Annotated in this window: 20 protein-coding genes; 11 read left to right on the plus strand and 9 right to left on the minus strand. The window is 41.8% G+C overall.

Annotated features, from left to right (window positions below):
• Positions 1–70 precede the first annotated feature (70 nt).
• A complete protein-coding gene (trxA, locus tag AC1RM2_RS24045; protein ID WP_492987657.1) occupies positions 71–391 on the minus strand; it encodes a thioredoxin in 321 nt (106 codons plus the stop codon).
• 186 nt (positions 392–577) lie between these two features.
• On the opposite strand from trxA, the gene AC1RM2_RS24050 reads away from it, so the two are divergent.
• A complete protein-coding gene (locus AC1RM2_RS24050) occupies positions 578–904 on the plus strand; it encodes a hypothetical protein (RefSeq protein ID WP_492987658.1) in 327 nt (108 codons plus the stop codon).
• Here the strand turns inward: AC1RM2_RS24050 and AC1RM2_RS24055 are convergent, their stop codons facing one another.
• The 3 genes from AC1RM2_RS24055 to dnaE are packed head-to-tail and all read right to left on the minus strand — an operon-like array spanning position 905 to position 5,083.
• On the minus strand, positions 905–1,183 hold the full coding sequence (locus tag AC1RM2_RS24055; protein ID WP_492987659.1) for a type II toxin-antitoxin system RelE/ParE family toxin: 279 nt from the start codon (positions 1,181–1,183) through the stop codon (positions 905–907).
• A 20-nt stretch (positions 1,184–1,203) separates the two neighbouring features.
• A complete protein-coding gene (locus tag AC1RM2_RS24060) occupies positions 1,204–1,440 on the minus strand; it encodes an addiction module protein (RefSeq protein ID WP_492987660.1) in 237 nt (78 codons plus the stop codon).
• Positions 1,441–1,498: 58 nt separating this feature from the next.
• A complete protein-coding gene (dnaE, locus tag AC1RM2_RS24065; protein WP_492987661.1) occupies positions 1,499–5,083 on the minus strand; it encodes a DNA polymerase III subunit alpha in 3,585 nt (1,194 codons plus the stop codon).
• 230 nt (positions 5,084–5,313) lie between these two features.
• Between dnaE and AC1RM2_RS24070 the strand changes: the two genes are divergently transcribed.
• The 3 genes from AC1RM2_RS24070 (at position 5,314) to AC1RM2_RS24080 (ending at position 13,360) form a co-directional block, all read left to right on the plus strand.
• Positions 5,314–10,488 (plus strand): translocation/assembly module TamB domain-containing protein, encoded by a 5,175-nt coding sequence (locus AC1RM2_RS24070; protein WP_492987662.1) that lies wholly within the window; start codon positions 5,314–5,316, stop codon positions 10,486–10,488.
• A 4-nt stretch (positions 10,489–10,492) separates the two neighbouring features.
• Positions 10,493–12,778 carry a translocation and assembly module lipoprotein TamL gene (gene tamL / locus AC1RM2_RS24075; RefSeq protein ID WP_492987663.1) on the plus strand — a complete coding sequence of 762 codons (2,286 nt, stop codon included), beginning with the start codon at positions 10,493–10,495 and terminating at the stop codon, positions 12,776–12,778.
• A gap of 123 nt (positions 12,779–12,901) precedes the next feature.
• Positions 12,902–13,360, plus strand: coding sequence for an aspartyl protease family protein (locus tag AC1RM2_RS24080; RefSeq protein ID WP_492987664.1), 459 nt, complete (start codon positions 12,902–12,904; stop codon positions 13,358–13,360).
• A gap of 38 nt (positions 13,361–13,398) precedes the next feature.
• Here AC1RM2_RS24080 and gyrB read toward each other — a convergent pair whose 3' ends face one another.
• Complete coding sequence (gyrB, locus tag AC1RM2_RS24085; RefSeq protein WP_492987665.1) at positions 13,399–15,357, minus strand: DNA topoisomerase (ATP-hydrolyzing) subunit B; 1,959 nt, start codon at positions 15,355–15,357, stop codon at positions 13,399–13,401.
• Between the two features lie 256 nt (positions 15,358–15,613).
• Between gyrB and AC1RM2_RS24090 the strand changes: the two genes are divergently transcribed.
• Together AC1RM2_RS24090 and AC1RM2_RS24095 are read left to right on the plus strand one after the other, a co-directional pair.
• Entirely contained in the window at positions 15,614–16,210 is a 597-nt protein-coding gene (locus AC1RM2_RS24090; RefSeq protein ID WP_492987666.1) for an OmpH/Skp family outer membrane protein, read from the plus strand.
• Positions 16,211–16,338: 128 nt separating this feature from the next.
• A complete protein-coding gene (locus AC1RM2_RS24095) occupies positions 16,339–16,818 on the plus strand; it encodes a nucleoside deaminase (RefSeq protein WP_492987667.1) in 480 nt (159 codons plus the stop codon).
• A gap of 129 nt (positions 16,819–16,947) precedes the next feature.
• Here the strand turns inward: AC1RM2_RS24095 and AC1RM2_RS24100 are convergent, their stop codons facing one another.
• The 3 genes from AC1RM2_RS24100 to AC1RM2_RS24110 form a co-directional block, all read right to left on the minus strand.
• Complete coding sequence (locus tag AC1RM2_RS24100) at positions 16,948–17,355, minus strand: RNA-binding S4 domain-containing protein (protein ID WP_492987668.1); 408 nt, start codon at positions 17,353–17,355, stop codon at positions 16,948–16,950.
• Positions 17,356–17,487: 132 nt separating this feature from the next.
• Positions 17,488–18,429: an ADP-ribosylglycohydrolase family protein gene (locus AC1RM2_RS24105; protein WP_492987669.1), complete on the minus strand. Its 942-nt coding sequence runs from the start codon at positions 18,427–18,429 to the stop codon at positions 17,488–17,490.
• 73 nt (positions 18,430–18,502) lie between these two features.
• Positions 18,503–18,703, minus strand: a complete 201-nt coding sequence (locus AC1RM2_RS24110) for a hypothetical protein (protein ID WP_492987670.1) — start codon at positions 18,701–18,703, stop codon at positions 18,503–18,505.
• Between the two features lie 274 nt (positions 18,704–18,977).
• Here AC1RM2_RS24110 and AC1RM2_RS24115 point away from each other — a divergent pair, with 274 nt between their 5' ends.
• From AC1RM2_RS24115 to AC1RM2_RS24135, 5 genes are all read left to right on the plus strand, one after another.
• Positions 18,978–19,793 carry a 2,3,4,5-tetrahydropyridine-2,6-dicarboxylate N-succinyltransferase gene (locus AC1RM2_RS24115; RefSeq protein WP_492987671.1) on the plus strand — a complete coding sequence of 272 codons (816 nt, stop codon included), beginning with the start codon at positions 18,978–18,980 and terminating at the stop codon, positions 19,791–19,793.
• A 207-nt stretch (positions 19,794–20,000) separates the two neighbouring features.
• Entirely contained in the window at positions 20,001–20,987 is a 987-nt protein-coding gene (locus AC1RM2_RS24120; protein WP_492987672.1) for an AAA family ATPase, read from the plus strand.
• The gene (locus AC1RM2_RS24125) at positions 20,984–21,514 is read left to right on the plus strand and encodes a hypothetical protein (protein ID WP_492987673.1); all 531 of its coding nucleotides are present in this window, start codon (positions 20,984–20,986) and stop codon (positions 21,512–21,514) included. Before AC1RM2_RS24120 ends, AC1RM2_RS24125 begins: the two co-directional genes overlap by 4 nt.
• Before the next feature lie 42 nt (positions 21,515–21,556).
• Entirely contained in the window at positions 21,557–22,684 is a 1,128-nt protein-coding gene (locus AC1RM2_RS24130) for a glycosyltransferase family 4 protein (RefSeq protein WP_492987674.1), read from the plus strand.
• Positions 22,677–23,243 (plus strand): L-threonylcarbamoyladenylate synthase, encoded by a 567-nt coding sequence (locus tag AC1RM2_RS24135; RefSeq protein ID WP_492987675.1) that lies wholly within the window; start codon positions 22,677–22,679, stop codon positions 23,241–23,243. The genes AC1RM2_RS24130 and AC1RM2_RS24135 overlap by 8 nt, the downstream gene beginning before the upstream one ends.
• 100 nt (positions 23,244–23,343) lie before the next feature.
• On the opposite strand, the gene AC1RM2_RS24140 is transcribed toward AC1RM2_RS24135, so the two are convergent.
• Positions 23,344–23,823 (minus strand): hypothetical protein, encoded by a 480-nt coding sequence (locus AC1RM2_RS24140; protein ID WP_492987676.1) that lies wholly within the window; start codon positions 23,821–23,823, stop codon positions 23,344–23,346.
• Positions 23,824–23,826 lie beyond the last annotated feature (3 nt).

Consider the following 23,826-nt stretch of genomic DNA (forward strand, 5'->3'; position numbering starts at 1 on the left):
TTAGCAACGCTTTTTAAAGTAAAATATGGTGGATTAAGTTATTGATAAACTTAATTTATGCCTGTAAGGATTAAACTAATTGCTTAGCTAATTTATCAGTTAATACTGATTTTGGAACTGCACCAATTTGTTTATCTACGATTTCGCCATTTTTGAAGAACAATAAAGCAGGGATATTACGGATGCCGAATTTTACAGATATACCTGGGTTGTTATCGACATCAACTTTACCAACAATAGCTCTGCCTTCGTATTCTTTTGCAATATCTTCAACTACCGGACCAACCATTCTACACGGACCACACCATTCTGCCCAAAAGTCAAGTAGTACGGGTTTGTCAGATTTAAGGACAAGTTCGTCAAAGTTTGCATCAGTTATTTCTAAAGCCATGATTTCTATTTTTTAAATTTTGTTGTACAAATATATACTATTCAAATAGCTTGCCACAAACCACACCTGACAATGTGACAATTATATTGATATAAGTTATCCACGTAACCCTGGCGTGACTGTAAGTTTTTAACAAGGGGTTACTTTTAATAGCTTGGGGGTATTAAAAGTATAAGTATAAAAGCCATGATAATTATTGTTCTATATTTTTTGGCTCCTGTAATTCAAATTGTGTTTAATATATTGAGGATAAAAGGCGGGACACGCATGCCTATTGGCGGCATAATGATGACAGCATTCATTTTAGGGTTGGTATGCTCATTTTTGGCGATGACAACATTACCTGTGCCGCAGCAAACAACGCCGATGCCCCGTTGCGGAATGCCTGAGTTTGCTATTTTTATGGGTGGCTTCGTTTTGCAGATTACATCAGCACCGCTGATTGCTATAGTTTGTTATATAGTGTTTCTCCAACGGAAGCGAAGAATAAAAAATTATTTACCTGGTAATTGATTACTCCCGGTATTTTTTTCCGGGTCGTCTGCTTGTATGAAAAATAGAAAAAACAAAAATCATGCCTTTTTGAGGGTATACTTTATAAATTATTAAGTACGGAAAATCATCTATTGTAGACTCCCGTAAGTTTTTATTTTTGTTGGGATATAAAAGTGGATGTTTGCTAATACGGTTTAGTTTTCTTTCAATGGCTTTCTCAAAGCGGTTTCCCAATCCAGGTAGTTGCTCTTCGTACCACAAATAGGCTTCAAGATATTCAACTTGCGCTTTAGGCAAATATTCAATATCGTATTCTACTATGATCGGTGATTTCTCGCCTGCTTCTTAACTTCTTCCCAAGATATACCCTGTACCTTGCCACTTTCATAGTCATCTACACGAGCATTTATCTCATTCAAAAAGTCTTCGTCTTCCCACAGATCAATATCCACCTTAATCTCACTTTCCACCATAGTATATATTGCCCTCACTTTTTTATCTTCAGCGAAGCGAATGTACTCTTGTAGTCTTTCTCTGATTACTTCTGTTTCCATAATAATGATTATGTTGTCAATCAAATTTAACTTATTAATTTAAGTATTCCAAGTGCCCCTACCCCAACAAAGGCTGCGTATTCGTAATGTTAAATATCCCTTCAATCAAATCATCGCTCGGGTTTACTTTAAAGTTTTTGGATGATAGCTCCACATGCATGGCCTCTTCGCGGTTGTTGATCTTGAAGCGCAGTTTGCAGTTTTTTACCGGGTATTTTTGGTTATTCTCGTCGATGATGTGTTGTATATCGTCAAGTAATTTACTGCTGAGCATGCTCACATCTATACAAACTGTTAATGATTTGGTGAGCTTATCGCGCATTTCGGACAGTAAATCCATCACCAGGATGCGCAGGTCCCAGTTATCCTTCTGGCGGAATTTTTCTTCGATGGTGCCTTTAATATGTAAAAAATAACCATCCATCATCATGTTGCGGAATTTTACATAATCATCGCCAAACAAGGCAAACTCGTACGATTCATTGTAATCCTCCAACACGAAAGTGCCAAAGGGCTTACCGGTTTTGGTTATTTTATGCTGAACGCTGCTTACCAGTCCGCCTATCCGGATTTCGCCGCGTTTACGTAATTCGTTAAAGGCACCCATGATCTCTTCGCCACCTTCGCCCGAGCGTGCTTTTTGCATCAGTTTCAAATCGCTGATGGTGCTGTTGCAAAAGCGGTCCAGTTCTACCTTATAGTTATCCAGCGGGTGGCCGGTAAGGTAAATGCCGATCACCGTTTTTTCGTATTTCAGTTTCTCTATCAGCGGCCACTCTTCAGCCTCGGGCATGGCCGGTTCAGGAACGTATGATGCTACCGAGCCACCAAATAGCGAAGATTGTGAGCTGCTTTGTACATTCTGGTAATCGTTGGCATATTTGGTAAGGCGTTCAATACCTGTTAATACGCCAACATCTGTTTTAGCAAAAAATTGAGCACGGTTATAGCCAAACTCGTCAAACGCGCCGCCGTAAACCAGGTTCTCGTATGATTTGCGGTTTACACTGCGGGTGTTCGACCGGCGTGCAAAATCATAAACAGATACGTAAGGGCCTTTGGCAACCCGTTCCTCAATAATACTTTCAACCGCTTTATCACCCACACCCTTAACACCGGTTAACCCAAAACGCACCTGTCCTTTACGGTTTACCGCAAATGCCATGTCCGACTCGTTGATATCCGGGCCTAAAACCTCTACACCCATCCGGCGGCACTCCTCCATAAAAAAGGTGATCTTTTCCATGTTGTTCTGGTTGTTTAAAACCGCTGCCATGTACTCAGAAGGATAATGCGCTTTTAAATAAGCTGTTTGATAGGCTACGAAAGCATAACAGGTAGAGTGCGATTTATTGAAGGCGTACTGCGCAAAAGCCTTCCAGTCGGTCCATATTTTGGTCAGTTTATCTTTGGGGTGGCCTTTGGCCATGGCACCATCCATAAACTGGGCTTCCATCTTATTAAGTACCTCAATTTGCTTTTTACCCATCGCTTTACGCAAAACATCGGCATCGCCTTTACTAAAGCCGGCCAGTTTTTGCGATAAAAGCATCACCTGCTCCTGGTATACGGTAATACCATAGGTTTCGCCCAGGTATTCCTCCATGTCGGGTAAATCGAACACGATAGGTTCGCGGCCGTGTTTACGGGAAATAAAGTTGGGGATGTACTCAATCGGGCCTGGCCGGTACAGGGCGTTCATGGCAATTAAATCCTCAAACTTATCGGGCTTAAGCTCGCGCAGGTACATTTGCATACCATCACTTTCAAACTGGAAAGTACCATTGGTATCGCCACGCTGGTAAAGCTCGTAAGTTTGCAAATCATCAAGCGGTATATAATCAATGTCGATGTGTACCCCATGATTTTGCCTGATCATCCGTAGCGCATCTTTAATAATGGTCAGGGTTTTCAGGCCCAAAAAGTCCATCTTAATTACACCCGCATCTTCAATTACACGGCCATCGTATTGGGTAACCAGCAGGTCGGAGTCTTTGGCAACGGCAACGGGTACAATATCAGTTAAATCATAGGGGGCGATGATGATACCCGCCGCGTGTACGCCGGTATTACGCACCGAGCCTTCCAGCTTGGCAGCTTCGCGCAGCACCTGGCTGCGCAGGTCGTTACCATTTAATATTTCTTTAAGCTCGGGTACCTGTTCAATGGCATCTTTAAGGGTAATGCCCAGGGTATCGGGTACCAGCTTTTTAATTAAGTTCATCTCGGATAGCGGCATATCCAATACGCGGCCCACATCCTGGATACTGGTACGGGCCGCCATCGAACCATAAGTGATGATCTGTGCCACCTGGTTTTTACCATACTTATCTACCACGTAATCAATAACCTTTTGGCGGCCGGCATCGTCAAAGTCCGTATCAATATCGGGCATCGATTTACGGTCGGGATTCAGGAACCTTTCAAACAGGAGGTTGTACTTCATCGGGTCGATGTTGGTGATCCCGGTACAGTAAGCTACCACCGATCCGGCTGCCGAACCACGGCCCGGGCCTATAAATACGCCCATATCCCGGCCTGCTTTTATAAAGTCGGCCACAATTAAAAAGTAGCCTGCAAAACCCATCGTCCTGATGGTGAACAACTCAAAGTTAATGCGCTCCTCAGTTTCGGGCGATATATCTATGTAACGTTCCTTGGCACCCATAAAGGTAAGGTGCTTCAGGTACTCCCATTGGTTCAGCGTATCAGCATCCCCGGTATTGTGAATTTTAAACTCTTCGGGTATTACGTAATTGGGTAACAGGATATCCCGTTTAAGCTTTAAAACCTCCACCTTGTCCACAATCTCGTTGGTGTTATCCAATGATTCGGGCAGATCTTTAAACAGGTGGCTCATTTCCTGCTGGGTTTTAAAATAAAACTGGTCGTTAGGGAAGCCAAACCTATAGCCGCGGCCACCTTCTTCGTCGGTTGCTATCGGGGTACTTTGCATATCCCCGGTATTTACGCAAAGTAAAATATCATGCGCGTTAGAGTCCTGCTGATCTACATAATGCGAATCGTTGGAGCAAATTACCTTTACATTATACTTTTTGGCGTACTCCAGCAACACTTTGTTTACTATATTTTGATCGGGAATGTCATGTCGTTGCAGTTCTATATAAAAATCTTCGCCAAACAAATCAAGCCACCATTTAAATTCGGCTTCGGCGGCTTCGGGAGTATCCCTTAATATAGCCTGGGGTACCGATGCGCCTATGCAACAAGTAGTGGCGATGATGCCTTTATGATGTTTTAAAATCAGCTCTTTATCAATACGGGGCCATTTGCTATACAGGCCTTCCATATAACCGTATGAACATAGTTTAACCAGGTTTTTATAGCCTTCGGGATTTTTGGCCAGCATTAGCTGGTGGCGGCGAATGTCTTTTTTCTCTTTGGTAAAGGTTTTTTTATGCCTGTCTTCCACCACATAAAACTCGCAGCCTACAATGGGTTTTACATTGTGTTTACCAGCTTCGGCCACAAATTTAAATACACCAAACATGTTACCATGATCGGTAATGGCCAGGGCTTTCATCCCATCAGCTGCGGCCTTTTTGTACAGTTTAGAGATGTCGGCAGCACCATCAAGCAACGAGAACTGGGTATGAACGTGTAAGTGAGAAAAATCTGGCATAGTAAATCCGTTTCAACAAAATCTGTAGAAATACAAAGTTATTAAAAAACAAGTTCGCAGGGTTGAGTGTTGAAAAAAGAGCCCCTCCCAACCCTCCCCGGAAGGGAGGGCTAATGAAACGATTTATTAAAGTCTCCCCTACCGGGGGAGATTTAGAGGGGGCTGGTACTTTAGCACATTATTTGACTATATTAAGCGCATCGATCTTCACCTTTGAAAAATTAATACAATTGAAAAAAATACTACGAATAGCCTTCAAAACGATACTTTGGATACTGGTGAGTGTAGTTTTACTGGTTGTCCTTGTAGTTATTTTGATACAGGTGCCCGCCGTGCAAAATTTTGCAAAAAATAAAGCGGTAACTTTTTTACAAAACAAAATCCACACTAAAGTTAAAATAGGGCACATCAGCCTCGGCCTTCCTAAGCTGCTGGTGTTGGAAGATGTATACTTTGAAGATCAGAAGAAAGACACCCTTATAGCCGGCGAAAAATTAAAGGTGGATATCAGCATGCTTAAGCTGTTGCACAACCAGGTAGAAGTTAATGAAATTAACCTGCAAGGCATCACAGCCAACATAAACCGTGGCGCCGACAGTGTTTTTAATTTCGATTACATTATCAAGGCATTCGCAGGCGAACAAAAAAAAGAAGTTAAGCCTGAGGATACAACCTCTACCATGAAGTTTTCGATAGATAAGGTAAACCTGGATAAGATCAATGTAAAATACAAGGATTTAACTACAGGTAACGATGTGAAGTTCCTCCTTGGCCATTTTAATACCCGGATAAAGGATTTTGATATGGATAAAATGAAGTTTACCATACCTAAAATTACTTTGTCTGGCGTAAATGCACGCATCATTCAAACACCGGCAGGATCCTCAATAGCACAGGCAGCCAAAGTTGATACCGCGGTGCAGCCCCTGAACCTGGATTTAAATTTAGGACAGATAGATCTGTCTAAAATAAAAGTTGACTATCAAAGCAGCGAAATGACGGCTAATATCAGTTTGAATAAGCTTTTTGTGGAGATGAAAAAGGTAGATCTTAAACACCAGAAAGTAGGCATTAAAGACATTGAGCTGAATGATACTAAAGCAGCTTTTAGCTTTGCCAAGCCCCAAACTGTAGCCAAAGCCATTATCAAAACCGCCAAAAAACTGGATACGCTGGTGGCCTCGCCGCAGTCATCGCGCTGGGCGGTTACTTTAGGAAAGATCAGCTTAATCAACAATAACGTTAAGTTTGATAATAACGCGCAAAAGGCTATAGCCAGGGGCCTGGATTATGCGCATATGGATATCCGCGACCTTAATGCCAATGCCGAAAACATTTCCTATAACCCGGATACTATTTCGGGGAAAATTAACAGCTTTTCCTTTGCAGAAAAAAGCGGGTTAAAGATCAATAAATTCCATACTGCATTTTTTTATGGGCCCACCAATGCCTATATGAATGATTTGTTATTGCAAACGCCGCAAACTACCTTGCAAAAGTCGGTTCAGGTGCGCTATCCTTCTATTGCAGCTATCAGTAAAAATGTTGGCTCGTTAGGTATTAATGCTAATTTGGACGGCAGCCGCCTGGGGCTAAAAGATGTGTTACTATTGATGCCCACAATGGCTGCCATGGAACCGTTTAAATCATCGCCGGGGGCAGTATTTAAAATAAACGGCAAAGTAAGTGGGCAGGTAAATAACCTGGATATCCCCAGCCTTGATATTGCCGGCCTAAGCAACACCCGCATTAAGGCATCGGCAAAGCTTAAAGGCCTGCCCGATATAAACAAAGCCTATTTTGATGTTACCATAAATGACTTTAACACCAGCCGCGCCGATATTGCCAAACTGGCGCCCGCAGGCAGCATCCCCGCAAATGTAACTATCCCCGAAAATATGAACCTGAAGGGTAATTTTAAAGGCGGCATGTATACTTTCAACACCAAACTGGGTTTGAGATCGAGCCTTGGCGCTGCAGATGTTATTGCATCGGTAAAAAACTTGCAAAACAAGCAGAAGGCGAGTTATAAGGCTAATATTAAAGTTAATGAGCTAAACGTGGGCGCGTTTACCAAACAACCGCAAATGGTGGGTAAAATTACTTTAACCGCCAATGTAGAAGGTTATGGCCTTGACCCTAAAACGGCCAATATTAAGTTTGATGGTAACCTGGCCAATGCGTACGTAAAAGGTTATACCTATAAAAACCTGGTTTTAAAAGGCAGCTCGCACAATGGCGCTTACACCGCTGTAGCCCGGATGAAAGACCCTAATATTAATTTTAGCCTGGATGCCAAAGCTAATCTGAATAAAAAATATCCATCGGCTGCGGGCACGTTAACAGTTGATAGTATCAACCTTAAAAAACTTAATTTTACTACCGGCGAGATGCGTTTTCATGGTAAGGTAGTGGCTGATGTGCCAACCGCCGATCCTGATTACCTGAACGCCGATATTAAGGCGACAGATTTGCTGGTGGTAAACGGAACCCAACGCATAAAATTAGATACCATAAGCCTCATTTCAACAGCCAATCCGGATAGCAGCACCCTGCGCTTAACAACGCCTGTATTGAGCGCCCATATGGCTGGTAAATACAAGCTTACGCAGGTTGGTGATGCTGTGCAGGATGTAATCAATAAATACTTTAATACCGCCATTGCCGGTGGGCAGCAAGTAGCCATTACCAAAAAGGATGCAAAAGGTAAAACGGTTAAAACCGGTAAACTTAAACCTGCCATCGCCGCCAAATATTCGCCGCAGCAATTTGTGTTTGACGCTAAATTGGTTAAAACTCCTTTACTCACCCAGTTTGCCCCCGATTTAAAAACGCTCGACCCGGTATTGTTAAAAGGAAGCTTTGATAGCGAAAGCGGCGAACTGATTGTAAACGGATCGATACCCAAAGTGGTTTACGGTACCAACACCATTAACAGGGGAAGCCTGAAAATAAATACAGGTAACAATGCGCTTAATTATAATCTATCAGTTGATGAGGTAAAAGTTGGCTCATCGGTTGATCTGTTGTATACCAGCCTATCGGGCAGTGCGCAAAATAATAAACTGGGCATAAGCTTACAGGTAAGGGATGTTGCAAAAAAAGAGCGTTTTCGTGTAGCAGGCGCCTTGAGTGTTTTGCCGGATGAATACCGGTTTAGCTTTAACCAGGATGGCCTGCTGCTGGATTATATGCCCTGGGCGGTTAATGCCGATAACTTTTTGCAATACGGGCCAAAAGGAATATTGGCCCATAATTTTACTGTAACCAATAATAACCAGGTACTTAGCATTAATAGCAAAACGCAGGAAATGAATGCCCCGATTGATGTTAAGTTCAACAACTTTAAAATAGAGGGCCTTGCCAAAATGGCCAAACAGGACAGCCTGCAGGTAGGAGGCGTTATTAACGGCGATGCGGAGATTAGTAATTTCCAGGCTTCGCCGGTATTTACAGCAGCAATTAATATTAATGACTTTAATTTTAGGGGGGATACCGTAGGGAACATCGCTTTAAAGGTAAATAACCAAACCGCCAATGCTTACGCCGCCAATGTGGATATTACGGGCAAAGGTAACCAGGTTAAGCTGGACGGTATTTATTACACAGACCCCGAAAATAAGTTTGATCTTAACCTGAACATTGTAACCTTAAACATGAAAAGCATCGAAGGTTTTACATTTGGCAGTTTACGCAATTCATCAGGTAATATAAGTGGGCAGCTAAAAATATCCGGAACAACTATAGCCCCGTCAATTCGCGGCGATGTTAATTTTAACAAAGTGGGTTTTAATGTAGCTATGCTCAACTCCTATTTTACCATGCCTAAGGAGAGCATTACTTTTAATGACCAGGGTATCCGCTTTAATGATTTTACACTGGTTGATTCAACCGGTAATAAAGCCATTGTTACCGGCAGCGTGTACACCAAAACCTATACCGATTTTGCATTCGGATTAGATATCAACTCCAATAATTTCAGGGCCGTAAACTCTACGCAGGCAGATAATAAGCTGTTTTACGGAAAGCTTTACGTTGATAGCCGTATCACAATCCGGGGTAATATGATAAAGCCAGTGGTTGATGCCACCCTTACAGTAAACCCCAAAACAGACATGACCTTTGTGCTGCCAACTACTGATCCGGGTATCGAGGACAGAGCGGGCGTGGTTGAAGCTATTGATCAAAATGCACCAAAGCTGGATTCGATACTGCTGGCCAGGCAGCTGGATTCGCTCAAAAAAGCGGATGTAAAAGGGCTGGATGTATCGGCCAATATAAAAATAGATAAAGATGCGGCTTTCACTATTGTGGTTGACGAACGCAATGGTGATATAGTGCATTTGAAGGGCGAAGCCAATTTAAACGGTGGTATTGACCCGAGCGGAAAAATAAATTTAACGGGCACTTATGTGGTTAATTCGGGTTCATACAACCTGGCTTATGCTACTGTAAAGCGCACCTTCCAGTTTAAAAAGGGCAGCACCATTGTGTGGACAGGCGACCCCACCAGCGCTAACATTGATTTGACTGCAGTATATGTAGCAAACGTGCCCCCGATAGACCTGGTAGAAAACCAACTATCAGCAAATGATAATTCGGTGATGTATAAGCAGAAGCTGCCATTTAATGTTAACCTGAGCCTTAAAAACCAGCTGTTAACGCCAGATATCAGCTTTGATATTGTGTTGCCCGAGGGTAATTACACCGTATCATCAGATGTAGTAAACAACGTTAATACGCGGCTTGCCCAGGTAAGGCAGGACCCTAACGAGCTTAATAAACAAGTATTGGGTGTACTGGTGCTGGGCCACTTTATTGGGGATAACCCACTGCAAAGCCAGGGTGGCGGTGGGGGCGTTGAAGGCGCCATCCGCAATAGCGTGAGCAGCTTGTTATCAGACCAGTTGAATAAACTCGCCGGGAGCCTGATCTCGGGCGTTGACCTGAATTTTGGATTAACATCGGGCGAGGATTATTCATCAGGTACGGCAACAAACCGTACGGATTTAAACGTTGGCCTATCCAAACGTTTCCTGAACGACAGGCTTACGGTGTCTGTAGGTAATAATTTTAACCTTGAAGGGGCACAACAGGGACAAAAAGCCACCAACATTGCCGGCGATGTTTCGGTAGGTTATAAACTGAGCAAGGATGGCCGTTATGCATTACGGGCTTACCGCAAGGATGAATTTATTGTGATACAAGGCCAGGTTATTGAAACGGGTTTGGGATTTACGCTAACCGTAGATTATAACCGCTTCAGGGAAATCTTCCGTAAGCGTACCGAGGAAGAAAAAGCACTACGCCGCAAATACAGGCAGGAACAAAAGGAAAAGGATAAAGCTAAAGAAGCGGCCGACAAAGCAGCCGCTGAAAAAGCACAAAATACACCTACAAGCTAAGCCCATGAGCAAACATTTAAGATATATATTGATATTAACTGTTTTACTAAACGCCTGTAGTAATACAAAATACCTTGCACCTGGTCAAAAATTGTATACGGGTAGCGAGGTTAAAATTGCCGATAAAGATTCGATCAGCAAAAGTGACCGGGACTTAATTACCGACGATTTAACATCGTTGCTGAGGCCTTATCCTAATGGATCTGTTTTAGGACTGAGGGTAAAACTATATATCTACAACATCACCAAAACAAAAAAAACAAAAGGCCTTGCACATTGGCTTAATACCAAATTTGGCGAGCCGCCGGTTTTGATAAGCGCGGTAGATGTCGATAAAAATGGCAGCATACTCCAAAACCGTATGCAAAATATAAGCTATTTTCAGGCGCAGGTTAATGGGGATACGGTTAGCAAAGGCAAAACAGCTAAGGCAGTGTACACCGTGTATGCAGGCCCTTCTTATAAGATCAGGAAAGTGGGATTTCCTAAAGAAGGCGAGGATGCCGATACGGCAATTGCCGGAACGGCCGCCAAAACATTGTTGAAACCGGGCGATAAGTTTAACCTTGATGTTATAAAAAACGAACGCCTGCGGATTGACGCGAGATTAAAGGAGGAAGGCTTTTTCTTTTTTTCGCCCGATGACATTATTGTGCAGTATGATAGTACCGTCGCTAATCACCAGGTCGACCTGTTTGTTAAAATAAAAAACAGCACCGTTGAACGGGCCAAGGAAGTTTACACTATCCGGAATATTTATGTATATCCCAATTATTCGTTAACAGATACCTCGCTGATGCTCGACAAGGCGAAGCACTACCGCTGGTATAACATAGTTGAAAGACGAAAAACCATCAGCAGCTTCGCATTTGCCAATACGGTATTGCTGCATCCTAATGATGTTTACAGCCGTACTGTTCATAATAATTCCTTAAACAGGTTTGTAAACCTGGGGCCTTATAAGTTTGTGAAAAACAGGTTTGAGGATGTAACGCCAGATTCGCCTAAGCTGGATGTTTATTATTTTTTAACGCCTTATAAGCGTAAATCATTGCAATTTGAAATTCTGGGTCGCACTACATCTGCCAATTATACCGGTACACAGGTAAACCTGAGCTGGAAGCACCGAAACGCCTTTATGGGTGGAGAAGCATTAGGTGTTACGCTTTTTGGTAGTTCTGATGTGCAGGTAGGAGGGGGCAACAACGGTTTTAACGTGTACCAGTTTGGTATTCAAACCACTTTATCGTGGCCACGGTTTATAAGCCCCATTGAGCCCAGGGCCGATAATGCCTATATACCGCATACTAATTTAACGTTGGGCTATACCATTATTAACCGGCAAAAGCTTTATAACCTAAATTCATACAACGCTACATTTGGCTACAATTGGAAGGAAAACGCGCACCGGACACATGAGTTGAATGTACTGAATTTTACATTTGTAAACCCCTTGAGTGTATCCCAGCTATACCTTGATAGTATAAGCGGTGTGAAGCATCCCGGAGTATTGCCAAACCCGGCTTTAAAGCATGTTATTGATAAGCAACTGATATTGGGACCAAGCTATAGTTATACCTATACAAATACCACCGATGACTATCGAACCAACACCATGTACTATAACGGAAAGGTAAGTTTATCCAATAATTTGTACGGATTAATTACCGGTGCCGATACAACTGCAGGTAAAGTGCGTAAGTTATTCGGCGCCACTTTTAATCAGTATGTAAAATTTGAAAACGAAATTCGATATTTTCATAAAACGGCACCAAGCAGTACAATAGCATCCCGGGTTATCGTTGGTGTAGGGTTACCTTACGGAAATTCTACACAGCTACCTTATAGCCAACAGTTTTTTATAGGTGGCCCTAACAGCTTGCGGGGTTTCCAGGCCAGGTCAATTGGTCCGGGGCACTTTAACCCCACAGCAACTGTGGCGCAGAATAATTTCTTCCCCGATGAATCTGGCGATATTAAGCTTGAAGCCAACATTGAATACCGGCCAAAACTGTTTAGCATTGTTCGCGGCGCATTATTTGCCGATGCCGGTAATATCTGGCTGCTCAATTCAAACAGAGGCCAGCCTGGCGGGGCTTTTGGTAAGAAATTTATTAATGATATAGCGGTTGACGTTGGCTTTGGTTTGCGCTTTGATATTACGGTACTGGTATTGCGTACAGACCTGGGCGTGCCGCTCCGCACCCCATACGTTCGCCCCGGCGAGCCCCAGTGGAACCTTGACTGGCACAGGAGCGTATTTAACCTGGCAATAGGATATCCTTTTTAATTATTGAATTATTGATTTATTGATTTACTGAATTATTGAGTTAAGCGTACTTGAAAACCTACTAATTCAGTTATCAATAATTATAATCTGCATATTTGCACATCTGTAATCTGCACATCTAAAATGACATCTATTCCACTCCAGATCATCGACCTGCATGACGATGGCTACCATCCGTTAATTGAGGTGATCCTGTTTGGCAAAGCATTTATTATGGTTTTAGATACCGGCGCATCAAAGACCGCTTTTGACCAAACCATGCTGGCCGAAGCAAGTGAGGCAACTTTTATATCCGAGAGCGACAGGCTGTCAACAGGTTTGGGCACCAATACCATGCAGTCGTTCACTGCTTTAATCAGCGGCATGCAAATCGGCAGTGTATTGGTTGATGATTTTGAAGTTGCCGTATTGGATTTATCCACTATAAACATAGCCTATGGTCAGCTGGGCCATCCCCAGGTGTTAGGTGTTTTAGGCGGCGATATCCTGATGAAATATAAAGCAGTGATTGATTATGGCAAGCAGGTTATTAAACTAAAAAAGCCCCGCTTAAAAGCGAGGCTGAATATTAACTTTAAATAGCATCTGCACATCTGTAATCTGCACATTTGCACATCTTCCTATGTATCTATCTTGGCGTATTTAGCATTGCGCTCAATAAACTCGCGGCGCGGGGCTACTTCATCACCCATCAGCATACTGAAGGTATGGTCGCACTCGGCGGCGTTTTCAATGGTGGCGCGTTTTAGGGTACGGGTGGCCGGGTTCATGGTGGTATCCCAAAGCTGGATATCATTCATCTCGCCCAAACCTTTGTAACGTTGTACGTGTACGCTATCTTCTTTACCGGCACCTTTAAGGCGTTGTATAGCGGCATCGCGCTGTACATCATTCCAGCAGTATTCAAACTCTTTACCTTTTTTAACCTGGTATAGCGGTGGTGAAGCGATATAAACATAACCGGCTTCAACCAATTCCTTCATATAACGGAAGAAGAACGTAAGGATCAGCGTGGTAATGTGCGATCCATCCACGTCGGCATCCGTCATGATGATGATTTTGTGGTAACGTAGTTTGGTTAAGTTAAGCGCTTTATCATCATCAGGTGTACCGCGGCTTACGCCCAGGCCGGTAAACATATTCTTGATCTCTTCGTTTTCGTAAATTTTGTGCTCCATGGCTTTTTCCACGTTCAGGATTTTACCACGTAATGGTAAAATAGCCTGGTATTCGCGGTCGCGGCCCTGTTTGGCGGTACCACCCGCCGAGTCACCCTCTACAAGGTACAGTTCGCACAATGATGGATCGTTATTAGCACAATCAGATAATTTACCTGGCAGGCCGGATCCGGTCATTACACTCTTGCGCTGTACCAGTTCGCGGGCTTTACGGGCAGCGGCACGGGCTGTAGCAGCAAGTATTACTTTATTTACAATCAGTTTGGCCTCTTTCGGGTTTTCTTCCAGGAAGTTGCCCAATATTTCGCCTACTGCCATATCGACAGCACCCATCACCTCGTTGTTGCCCAACTTGGTTTTGGTTTGTCCTTCAAACTGCGGCTCTTGCACCTTAACAGAAATTACAGCGGTTAACCCCTCGCGGAAGTCATCACCGGTAATTTCCATCTTCATGTTTTTCAACAATCCCGATTTATCGGCATACGCTTTCAGCGTCCGGGTCAATCCACGGCGAAAACCCGCTACGTGTGTACCGCCCTCAATAGTATTGATGTTATTTACGTATGAGAATACATTCTCGGAGTAGGTATCATTATACTGAAAGGCAAGCTCAACAGGGATACCATTTTTTACACCATCCAAATAGATAGGTTCGGGAATGATAGAAGTACGGGTACCGTCTAAAAATTTAACAAACTCGCGCAAACCGCCTTCAGAGTAAAACTCTTCGGTTGGGTATGATCCGTCCTCATTAGGGATGCGCTCGTCAGTTAAACTAAGGCGGATACCTTTATTTAAGAATGAAAGTTCGCGCAGGCGGCCGGCAAGTGTATCGTATTTATACTCGGTTGTAAGGGTGAAAATGGTAGCATCCGGTTTAAATATAATGGTAGTACCTCTTTTATCCGTTTCGCCAATAGTTTTAACTTCAAACAAAGGTTTACCTTCTGAGTATTCCTGTGTCCAAACTTTACCTTCGCGGTAAACTAAAGCAGTAAGGTGAATAGATAGCGCGTTAACGCAACTAACACCCACACCGTGCAAACCGCCGGATACCTTATACGTATCCTTATCAAATTTACCACCGGCATGTAACACGGTCATTACTACCTCTAAAGCCGATTTTTGCTCCTTAGTGTGCATTGCGGTCGGGATACCGCGACCATTATCTTCAACCCTTATCGAGTTATCTTTTAGTATAAAAACCTTAATTGTGTCGCAGTGGCCGGCAAGGGCTTCGTCGATAGAGTTATCAACAACCTCATATACCAAATGGTGCAAACCTTTAACGCCTGTATCACCAATGTACATGGACGGACGCTTACGTACCGCCTCTAAACCTTCTAATACCTGTATATTATCTGCTGAATAATTGGATTTGTCCTGATTTTCTTCGCTCATATTTATTTAGTACAACAACCTTCAAAAGTACGAAAAATAGCCGGGATTAACGAATGATTGTGGATAAAAAGCGAGGTGTGGGGAATTTGAAGATTTGAGAATTTGAAGATTTGAAAATGGATTTTTAAACGGCGAAATCCTCAACGTAGTTAATTTTCAAATCTTCAAATTACCAAATTTTCAAATAACAATACATTAGGATACTTGCAATGAAAGTTTATCTTTGTCAAACTTTTTTAAATTTTTACGTGAGATAATGAAAACTACTGTTTCAACTTTAACAAAAATCACCTTTGGGATATTAATTGCAGGTAGCATTGCCGCCTGTAACCAAAATAAAACTGCCGACAAACCAGCCTCAGGCGCTACTACTGTAAGTGATGGCAAGGATGCAATTGTTTATATCAACTCAGATACCTTACTAAGTAAATATGAGTACACAAAAGATATGAACAAACGCCTGGAAGAAAAAGGCAAAGCCTCGCAAGGCGATTTACAAAACAAAGGACAGGCTTTTCAGCGTGAAGTTGCCGAGTATCAAAAAAGTGCAGCCACTTTACCTGCTGACCAACGCCAGGCTACTGAACAACGTTTACAACGCAAGCAACAGGAATTGCAAGGCTATCAGCAAAATGCTACTGCCGAGTTCCAAAACGTGCAGGCTACCGAAGCAAGTAAACAATACGATAAAATTGCTGATTTTGCTAAAGCCTACGCCAAAGAAAAAGGTTATAAACTTGTGCTGTTATACTCAAAAGCAAACCCAACCGTATTATATGGCGATCCATCGTTAGATGTAACTGCCGACGTAATTAAAAGACTTAACGACGCTTACGCGAAAGAGAAAAAATAAAATCGATTTGAAAATTTGAGAATTTGAAGATTTGAAAATGAAAAGCATCTTCAAATTTTCAAATTGCAGAATTCTCAAATTTAAAATAAGACCTCAACTTCGGCTGAGGTTTTTTAATTTAGAGGACTATGGAAAACACGGCACATGAAAAATTCATGCGGATAGCAATTGAGCTATCCGAGTATAATGTAAAACAGGGGATGGGTGGCCCTTTTGGCGCCGTTATAACAAAAGATGGCATGATCCTGGCCCGTAGTGCCAATAGGGTTGTTCCCACAAATGATCCAACGGCACATGCCGAAGTATCGGTTATCCGCCTGGCTTGCCAGGAGTTGGGGACTTATGACCTATCTGGCTGCGAAATTTACACCAGTTGCGAACCTTGCCCCATGTGTCTCGGTGCCATATACTGGGCCCGTATTGATAAAGTTTATTATGCCAACACCAAAGCCGATGCCGCGGCCATTGGTTTTGATGACCATGACATATACGATGAGTTGGAAAGCCCCATGGTCGGTAGGAAGCTGCCTTTTGTTCAACTACTCCGCGATGAAGCAATGGCTGTTTTTAAGCTATGGGAAATAGAGGAGAATAAGACGAAATATTGATTTAATTTGAGAATTTGAAGATTTGAGAATTTGAAAATGCTTGTCTGGCCAAGCTCATTTGACCTATTTTCAGATTCCCAAATTGTCTTTTTTTTTATTTTCAAATCTTCAAATTCTCAAATCTTCAAATTATTCTTCCTCATCTTTCTCAAAAAAATTATCCTTTAAATCGTCTATCTCTCTACGGTCGAGTTTAGTGGGGCGGCCCGTGCCTCTGTCGCGTTTAAGTATGGGGGCCTGAAACATGGATTTGAAAGCCGGGGTTTGTTCAACCGGAGTTATATCAAGGTAATAATCAACCGCCTTTTTTGCATCAACCCTGTTTTCCAGCAAGCCGGTTACCCGGATAATCTTCCGATCAGGGCCCTTTGATACCTGGTAGGTATCGCCAATTTTTACTTCGTATGAGGGTTTTATATTTTTGCTATCGAGCTTTACACGCCCGGCTTTGCATGCATCAGATGCCAGGGTACGGGTTTTAAAAACGCGGATAGCCCACAGGTATTTATCAATTCTTAATTTTTCTTTTTCGGCCATTGTTTATTCAATTATGCAACTATCGTGTAATCGATAAATTGACGGATAGTCTTTAGCCAAAAGTCTTAAGTTCTAAGCCAAAAAAGAAAAAATTTAACTTTTGATTTACGACTTAGTACTGTTGACTTAATACTAAAATAGTTTAGCGAGCCTGGCTGCTAAATCGTCTATATCTTTTTCCCGGGCAAGTTTAAGCACCCAATCTTGGGGTATTGTTTCAAAACCATAGTATAGGGCCGCCACCCCGCCGGTTACAGCACCGGTTGTATCGGTATCAAGGCCCAAATTTACAGCTTTAAGTACAGCTTCTTTATAGGTTGTTGTAGTTAGAAGACACCAGATACTTGCCTCCAGCGTATGCAATACATAGCCACTGCTATTTATTTCACTTTCTGCCAATTCATAAATATTGCCGGCTAAAAGGCGGTCAAACATTTTTATCTCGTCTTTATTGATGCTTGTTGTATCCAGAAACGCTGTTACTTCTTGTTTTACTTCGTGATAGATAGTTTGCAAATCGTTACCTTTTAGCAGTTTGGCAGCAAATTCCAGGTAATAAAAACAGGCAATTGCCGACCGGATATGGCCGTGGGTAATGGAGGATACATCTTTGGTTATAGCAAAACGCTCTGCTATCGGTAAACCCTTAATGTAAATCAATAGTGGCAAAATCCGCATCAGTGAACCATTTCCGTTAGACCATGAATCAAATCCGCCGGCAAGGTTTGGTTGCACGCCCCTTACTATTCTTTCAATAGCCTGGTGTGTAGTAATGCCAACATCAAAAACTTCGCCCCGGGCCGTCCAAAAATTATCGCAACGCCATCTTACAAAGTTGTTGGCAATATCATGTAGATCGTAACCATTGGTTAACGATTCGGCCAGACAAAAGGTAAGTGAGCTATCGTCAGACCATGTGCCGGGCAATTGGTCATAGGTGCCGAAGCCGGTCATGTCGGTAACCGGTTTTTTTGAAATCTCTTCTCTTGATTTAAACTCAACAGGCACGCCTATAGCATCGCCAACGGCAACGCCAAGCAGTATATCTTTACAAAAATTGCGGTGATTGGACATTAATTTACACTGGGTCCGGTGATTATAGTTTTGGCCGGTACTTGCGCAAAATTAAGCAATCCAACTAATAAAGCTACTGGTTGTTTCGCCATGCCTCCAGGTCTTTTTTTATGAATTTGTGGTACAGGTATTCGGCATAGCCAACGCTGATGTAATCAGGGAATTTCCACGTTGGATAATAGGTTCTTTTGATCCACTTTAAAAAACTGAAAAATACGATCCCGGCAATCAGTAACGAAGAGATTGCCAACAAAGCGATACAAAAAAAAGCCATAATAGTCATAATCAGGGGGGAGATTAGGTTGGTAAATTTGTGTTTATAAAAACAATGATAACGTAATTTATCATAATGGTATAACTTATGTTATTAAAAATCAGCGTATTTAGCTTTTGGTAAAATTGTTGATGTAAATTTGCCTTAAGGTTTATTTTATAATTGGCAAAATAGCTTCATTGCCTTGTTCAAAGCAATGCGCCAACAAGTTATTGGAGCTAATCCTGTATTTTTCCTTAAAAATCCTTTTATTTGCCAAAAGTTAATTTTACCGATGCAAGATCTTAAAAAAATGATTGAAGATGCCTGGGAAGACAGGAATCTGCTGAATTATAACGAATACATCACCGCTATTGAAACCGTTGTTGAACGATTGGATAAAGGCGAGATTCGTGTAGCCGAAATGATTGGTACGCGCTGGCATGTAAATGAGTGGATAAAGAAGGCAGTTATCCTTTATTTCCCTACCCGTAACATGAAAGAGATTAAGGTTGGCCCTTTTGTTTTTCATGATAAAATGGATTTAAAAACCGATTATAAGGCAAACGGTGTCCGTGTGGTTCCGCATGGTATTGCACGTTACGGCGCATACCTTGCAAAAGGTGTTATCATGATGCCATCGTACGTAAATATTGGTGCTTATGTTGACGAAGGTACCATGGTTGATACATGGGCAACAGTAGGTTCATGTGCCCAAATTGGCAAGCACGTACACCTAAGTGGTGGTGTAGGTATTGGAGGCGTATTGGAGCCGCTACAGGCTGCTCCGGTTATTATTGAAGATAACTGTTTCCTGGGATCAAGAGCCATTGTAGTAGAAGGCGTGCATGTTGAACACGAGGCCGTGTTGGGTGCTAATGTTGTTTTAACTGCCTCAACCAAAATTATCGATGTAACCCAGTCTACCCCGGTTGAATATAAAGGCCGTGTGCCTGCCCGCTCGGTAGTTATACCCGGTTCATATACCAAGAAATTTCCTGCCGGCGATTACCAGGTGCCCTGCGCACTCATTATCGGCACCCGCAAGGAGTCGACTGATAAAAAAACTTCTCTAAACGACGCGCTAAGAGAAAATAACGTAGCGGTTTAAAGATTAGATTTTTGATGTATGCCGCTTTTCTGCTACAGAAAAGCGGCTTTTTATTTGGACGGTTTTTAAATTTCCTGTACTTATTCAAATCGATCATAATATCGAAACGAAATAGATTGATAAATTAATTCGATACTTTCTAAACCATAACCTTGTAACACCATGTATATTTGTTTACTAAATAAGAACTCAAAATAATATTGATTGATGGCAGAACAAATCAGGAATATACTTATCAATAACTTTAAATCAATAAAATCCTGCAATATTAAAAATTGCAAAAGGATCAATTTATTTATTGGAAGGCCAAACGTAGGTAAATCTAATATCCTGGAGGCCTTGTCTTTGTTTTCTGCTCCATATTTACAATATAACAAATCAAGAAATCTTAATAATTTCGTTAGGGCCGAAAATGTAACTGAATTGTTCTATAGCGGAAATTTCGAAGAAAACGCGTCTGTCGAAACAAATCGTGAGTCCGCAACGCTTTTTCTTGACAAAATTCAGGGACTTGATTTAAAGCTCGTTTCTACACTAAATGGTACACTTGAACATTATTACTTTGATGATAATCTGAATATGCGTGCAAAAAAAGTATCGCTCAATGCACCATCAATCAAAAAGTATCAATTTGCCAATAAGCATGAAGTATTTAAGTCTGTTGATGGGATTTTAATTCCACCATTTGGATACAATCTTTACAATGTGCTGGAACGCTACACAGACTTAAAGGAAGAAATTTCTGATTTGTTTCGTGAATATCAATTGGAACTGGTGTTTGATAGGGCCAGCAGGTCATTAAAAATTTTAAAAAAGAACTCCAGCTCGATTTTTTTGATACCATATAATTCAATAGCTGACACATTGCAGCGAATTATTTTTTACAAAACCGCAATAGCGAGTAATAGCGACTCCGTTCTTATTTTTGAAGAACCGGAGGCGCATTCTTTCCCCCCCTACATTACCCAAATTACCCAGGAAATGATTTATAATCGCAGCAATCAATATTTTGTTGCTACACATAGCCCATTCATCTTAAACGATTTGCTCGAAAACGCAAAAGACGAGTTATCTGTTTATATGGTGAGTTATAAAAGCCATGAAACCAGGGTAAAACATATAAATGATCAAACACTTCATGAAATTTACCAGTCGGGTGTTGATCTTTTTACAAACAGCGAAACGTTTATATGAGGGATCTTTCGATCATTCCAGAATGCTATATAGATACTAACCTGGTTGAAACTTTAATAAATGGTTGCGAAGTTAATCATCAAAAGGGATGTGGCACTGTTACAAAAAAAATGAAGGATAATTTCAGAGATGATTTTGCTCTGGGCATTCTTGATAAAGACAAAAAGGATGTTGATTACATTAAAGAGTTTACAGAAATAAGTAAAACAGATCACCTCATTTTATACAAGCATCTGGTCAAAAATCACTATATAATCCAAATAGTACCGGCAATGGAAAAATTTATTTTGCATTGTATGAGTTCTGTAGAATTAAAAGTAAGTGATTTTGGATTACCCGAAGATTTCGAGAAATTTAAAAAGAAGTCGAAAACAGTCAATAGTAAAGACGATATAACTTATAAAAAGCTGTTTAAAAATCTTGTGAACAAAAATGCTTCGCAAATTTTATTGCTTAAAAACTGGATCAATTACCTAAGAAATAATAAGTTTAACGCATCCGTTGATGAATTAAAAAAGTTTAATTGAAAGCCTGAAATTTGATGAACTTTTGTGCCGAAATTTGATAAAATGAAAATAGGATACGATGCCAAGCGGGCCTTTTATAATAATACGGGCCTCGGCAACTACAGCCGCTGGCTTATTAAAACGCTGGCATATTTCCATCCCGAAAACGCCTATTTTTTATATACGCCAAAAGCCAAACCAAATGTAAGGCTTAAGTTTTTGGGCGATCATGGCAATGTTTTTACTTTAACGCCTGCCAGCAAATTTTTTACTTCCTGGTGGCGTAGCAAAGGTATTGTTAAGGATTTATTGCGTGATGGTATCCAATTGTATCATGGCCTTAGCCATGAGTTGCCTTCGGGCATTGCCAATAGCGGCATACGGTCGGTTGTCACGATACATGATCTTATTTTTATGCGCTACCCTAAGCAGTTTGGCTGGTTTAATTATCGTATTTACCTGGCCAAAGTAAAATACGCCTGCAAGGTAGCCGATAAAATCATCGCCATAAGTGCGAAAACCAAGGCCGATTTGGTAGAGCTATTGGACATCAACCCCCAAAAAATTGAAGTAATTTACCAGGGTTGCGACGTTATATTTGACGTTACAAAAACGCCTGATCAAAAAGCCGCAGTAAAGCTAAAATACAATCTGCCCGATAAATTTTTGCTGAGCATAGGCACCATAGAAGAACGTAAAAACCTATTGCTAACGGTAGTGGCCTTAAAAAATATTGATAGCGATATCCCTTTAGTGGTAATTGGTAAGCCAACAAAATACACAGACGAAGTAAACGCCTACATTGCTGCCGGTAATTTAACCAGTCGTGTTATTTTTTTAAGAGATATTCCGTTTGATGAATTGCCGGTCATTTATCAATTAGCATCGGTATTTATTTACCCATCGCGCTATGAAGGTTTTGGTATCCCGGTTTTAGAGGCTTTAAACTCCGGCACCCCGGTTATAGCAGCCACCGGTTCATGCCTGGAAGAAGCCGGCGGGCCCGGCAGCCGGTATGTTGACCCTGATGACGCGGCCGGTTTAGCTAAAGAAGTGAACCAGATACTTGGGGATGATGCTTTAAGGCAAACAATAATTAACCGGGGCATCGAGCATGCAGCCAACTTTAATGACGATAAACTGGCGCTGCAATTGCAGCAGCTATACACTAATATATTGAACAATGCTTAGAGACGAAGTTGCCAACGCATTTAAAGTATTACAGGATGGGGGCATTATCCTGTACCCAACAGATACCATTTGGGGTATAGGTTGTGATGCCACCAATACCGAAGCCATCAAAAAAATATTTCGCCTTAAACAGCGTGATGAGGCTAAAAGTATGGTGATATTGGTTGATACCGAAAACAAGCTGGAAAGCTATGTACAGGAAGTTAACCCCTTGGCTTATGACCTGATTGAATATGCCGAAAACCCCTTAACGCTGGTAATGCCAGGTGCAAAAAACTTATCGCCAGCGGTAATAGCTGCCGATGGAAGCGTAGCTATCCGGGTGAGCAATCACGACTTTTGCAAACAATTGATACAACGGCTGCGCAAGCCTCTTGTATCTACATCGGCCAATATCAGTGGTAAGCCATCGCCCCAATATTTTTCGCAAATTGACCAGGAAATTATTGATGGTGTTAACTATGTAGTTGACCTGGAACAACACAGCAAAGAGATCCGCAATCCATCAACCATCATGAAACTGGCACCTGACGGGAGTTTTGAGTTTATACGCAGGTAGAGGAGAATAGAGTCAAGAGATTAGAGTCAAGATTCAAGACTTAGGACATTTGGAAAAATAATCAAAACAAAGTTTTGCCAGAAGTATTTCCCACTAATGACTAATTCCCCGCTCTTTCGCTGCTTTCGCTTAGGCGTTTAATCAGTTCGTCATTAAATTCCTGCTCGCTTTTGTAAAGCATGCTCACTTTTTCGGGAGGCAGAATTTTGGCAAAGGCGTCTCTGTAGCGTTTGCGGATGGCCACCAGTTGGCTTTCGTAATAAATTTCTTTATCTATTTGCTCGGTACCGTTTGATGCCGCTTTGGAGTTATTTAAACGCTTCAGGATGCGTACAGCTGTTAATTCCTGCTGATAAGAACGGTACAGTGGCCAAAATTTGCGGCCTTCGGCATCGCTAAGGTCAAGCTGCCTGCTAATGTAGTTATTACGGGCCGCCTCAAGCTTGGCACCTGTTCCTTTTTTAAGCTTTGTATTAGGGGCAACCCGTCCGGCAGGCACCAATTGTTCCTGCGCGCGCGATTGGTAGCCCACTGCTACAAAAAAAAGTACTGTAAAAATATGCCTAATCAATTTAACCATTAA

Source organism: Mucilaginibacter sp. GW822-FHT03E02 (assembly GCF_058801545.1).

What these genes read in the sequence shown, in the direction of transcription:
- AC1RM2_RS24100 (WP_492987668.1), bottom strand. Translation starts at nt 17,355, where the DNA reads ATGGCCGAAAAAGAAAAATTAAGAATTGATAAATACCTGTGGGCTATC.
- AC1RM2_RS24110 (WP_492987670.1), bottom strand. Translation starts at nt 18,703, where the DNA reads ATGGCTTTTTTTTGTATCGCTTTGTTGGCAATCTCTTCGTTACTGATT.
- AC1RM2_RS24140 (WP_492987676.1), bottom strand. Translation starts at nt 23,823, where the DNA reads ATGGTTAAATTGATTAGGCATATTTTTACAGTACTTTTTTTTGTAGCA.
- AC1RM2_RS24135 (WP_492987675.1), top strand. Translation starts at nt 22,677, where the DNA reads ATGCTTAGAGACGAAGTTGCCAACGCATTTAAAGTATTACAGGATGGG.
- dnaE (WP_492987661.1), bottom strand. Translation starts at nt 5,083, where the DNA reads ATGCCAGATTTTTCTCACTTACACGTTCATACCCAGTTCTCGTTGCTT.
- AC1RM2_RS24080 (WP_492987664.1), top strand. Translation starts at nt 12,902, where the DNA reads ATGACATCTATTCCACTCCAGATCATCGACCTGCATGACGATGGCTAC.
- AC1RM2_RS24120 (WP_492987672.1), top strand. Translation starts at nt 20,001, where the DNA reads ATGGCAGAACAAATCAGGAATATACTTATCAATAACTTTAAATCAATA.
- tamL (WP_492987663.1), top strand. Translation starts at nt 10,493, where the DNA reads ATGAGCAAACATTTAAGATATATATTGATATTAACTGTTTTACTAAAC.
- trxA (WP_492987657.1), bottom strand. Translation starts at nt 391, where the DNA reads ATGGCTTTAGAAATAACTGATGCAAACTTTGACGAACTTGTCCTTAAA.
- AC1RM2_RS24095 (WP_492987667.1), top strand. Translation starts at nt 16,339, where the DNA reads ATGGAAAACACGGCACATGAAAAATTCATGCGGATAGCAATTGAGCTA.
- AC1RM2_RS24125 (WP_492987673.1), top strand. Translation starts at nt 20,984, where the DNA reads ATGAGGGATCTTTCGATCATTCCAGAATGCTATATAGATACTAACCTG.
- gyrB (WP_492987665.1), bottom strand. Translation starts at nt 15,357, where the DNA reads ATGAGCGAAGAAAATCAGGACAAATCCAATTATTCAGCAGATAATATA.
- AC1RM2_RS24060 (WP_492987660.1), bottom strand. Translation starts at nt 1,440, where the DNA reads ATGGAAACAGAAGTAATCAGAGAAAGACTACAAGAGTACATTCGCTTC.
- AC1RM2_RS24115 (WP_492987671.1), top strand. Translation starts at nt 18,978, where the DNA reads ATGCAAGATCTTAAAAAAATGATTGAAGATGCCTGGGAAGACAGGAAT.
- AC1RM2_RS24050 (WP_492987658.1), top strand. Translation starts at nt 578, where the DNA reads ATGATAATTATTGTTCTATATTTTTTGGCTCCTGTAATTCAAATTGTG.
- AC1RM2_RS24105 (WP_492987669.1), bottom strand. Translation starts at nt 18,429, where the DNA reads ATGTCCAATCACCGCAATTTTTGTAAAGATATACTGCTTGGCGTTGCC.
- AC1RM2_RS24130 (WP_492987674.1), top strand. Translation starts at nt 21,557, where the DNA reads ATGAAAATAGGATACGATGCCAAGCGGGCCTTTTATAATAATACGGGC.
- AC1RM2_RS24090 (WP_492987666.1), top strand. Translation starts at nt 15,614, where the DNA reads ATGAAAACTACTGTTTCAACTTTAACAAAAATCACCTTTGGGATATTA.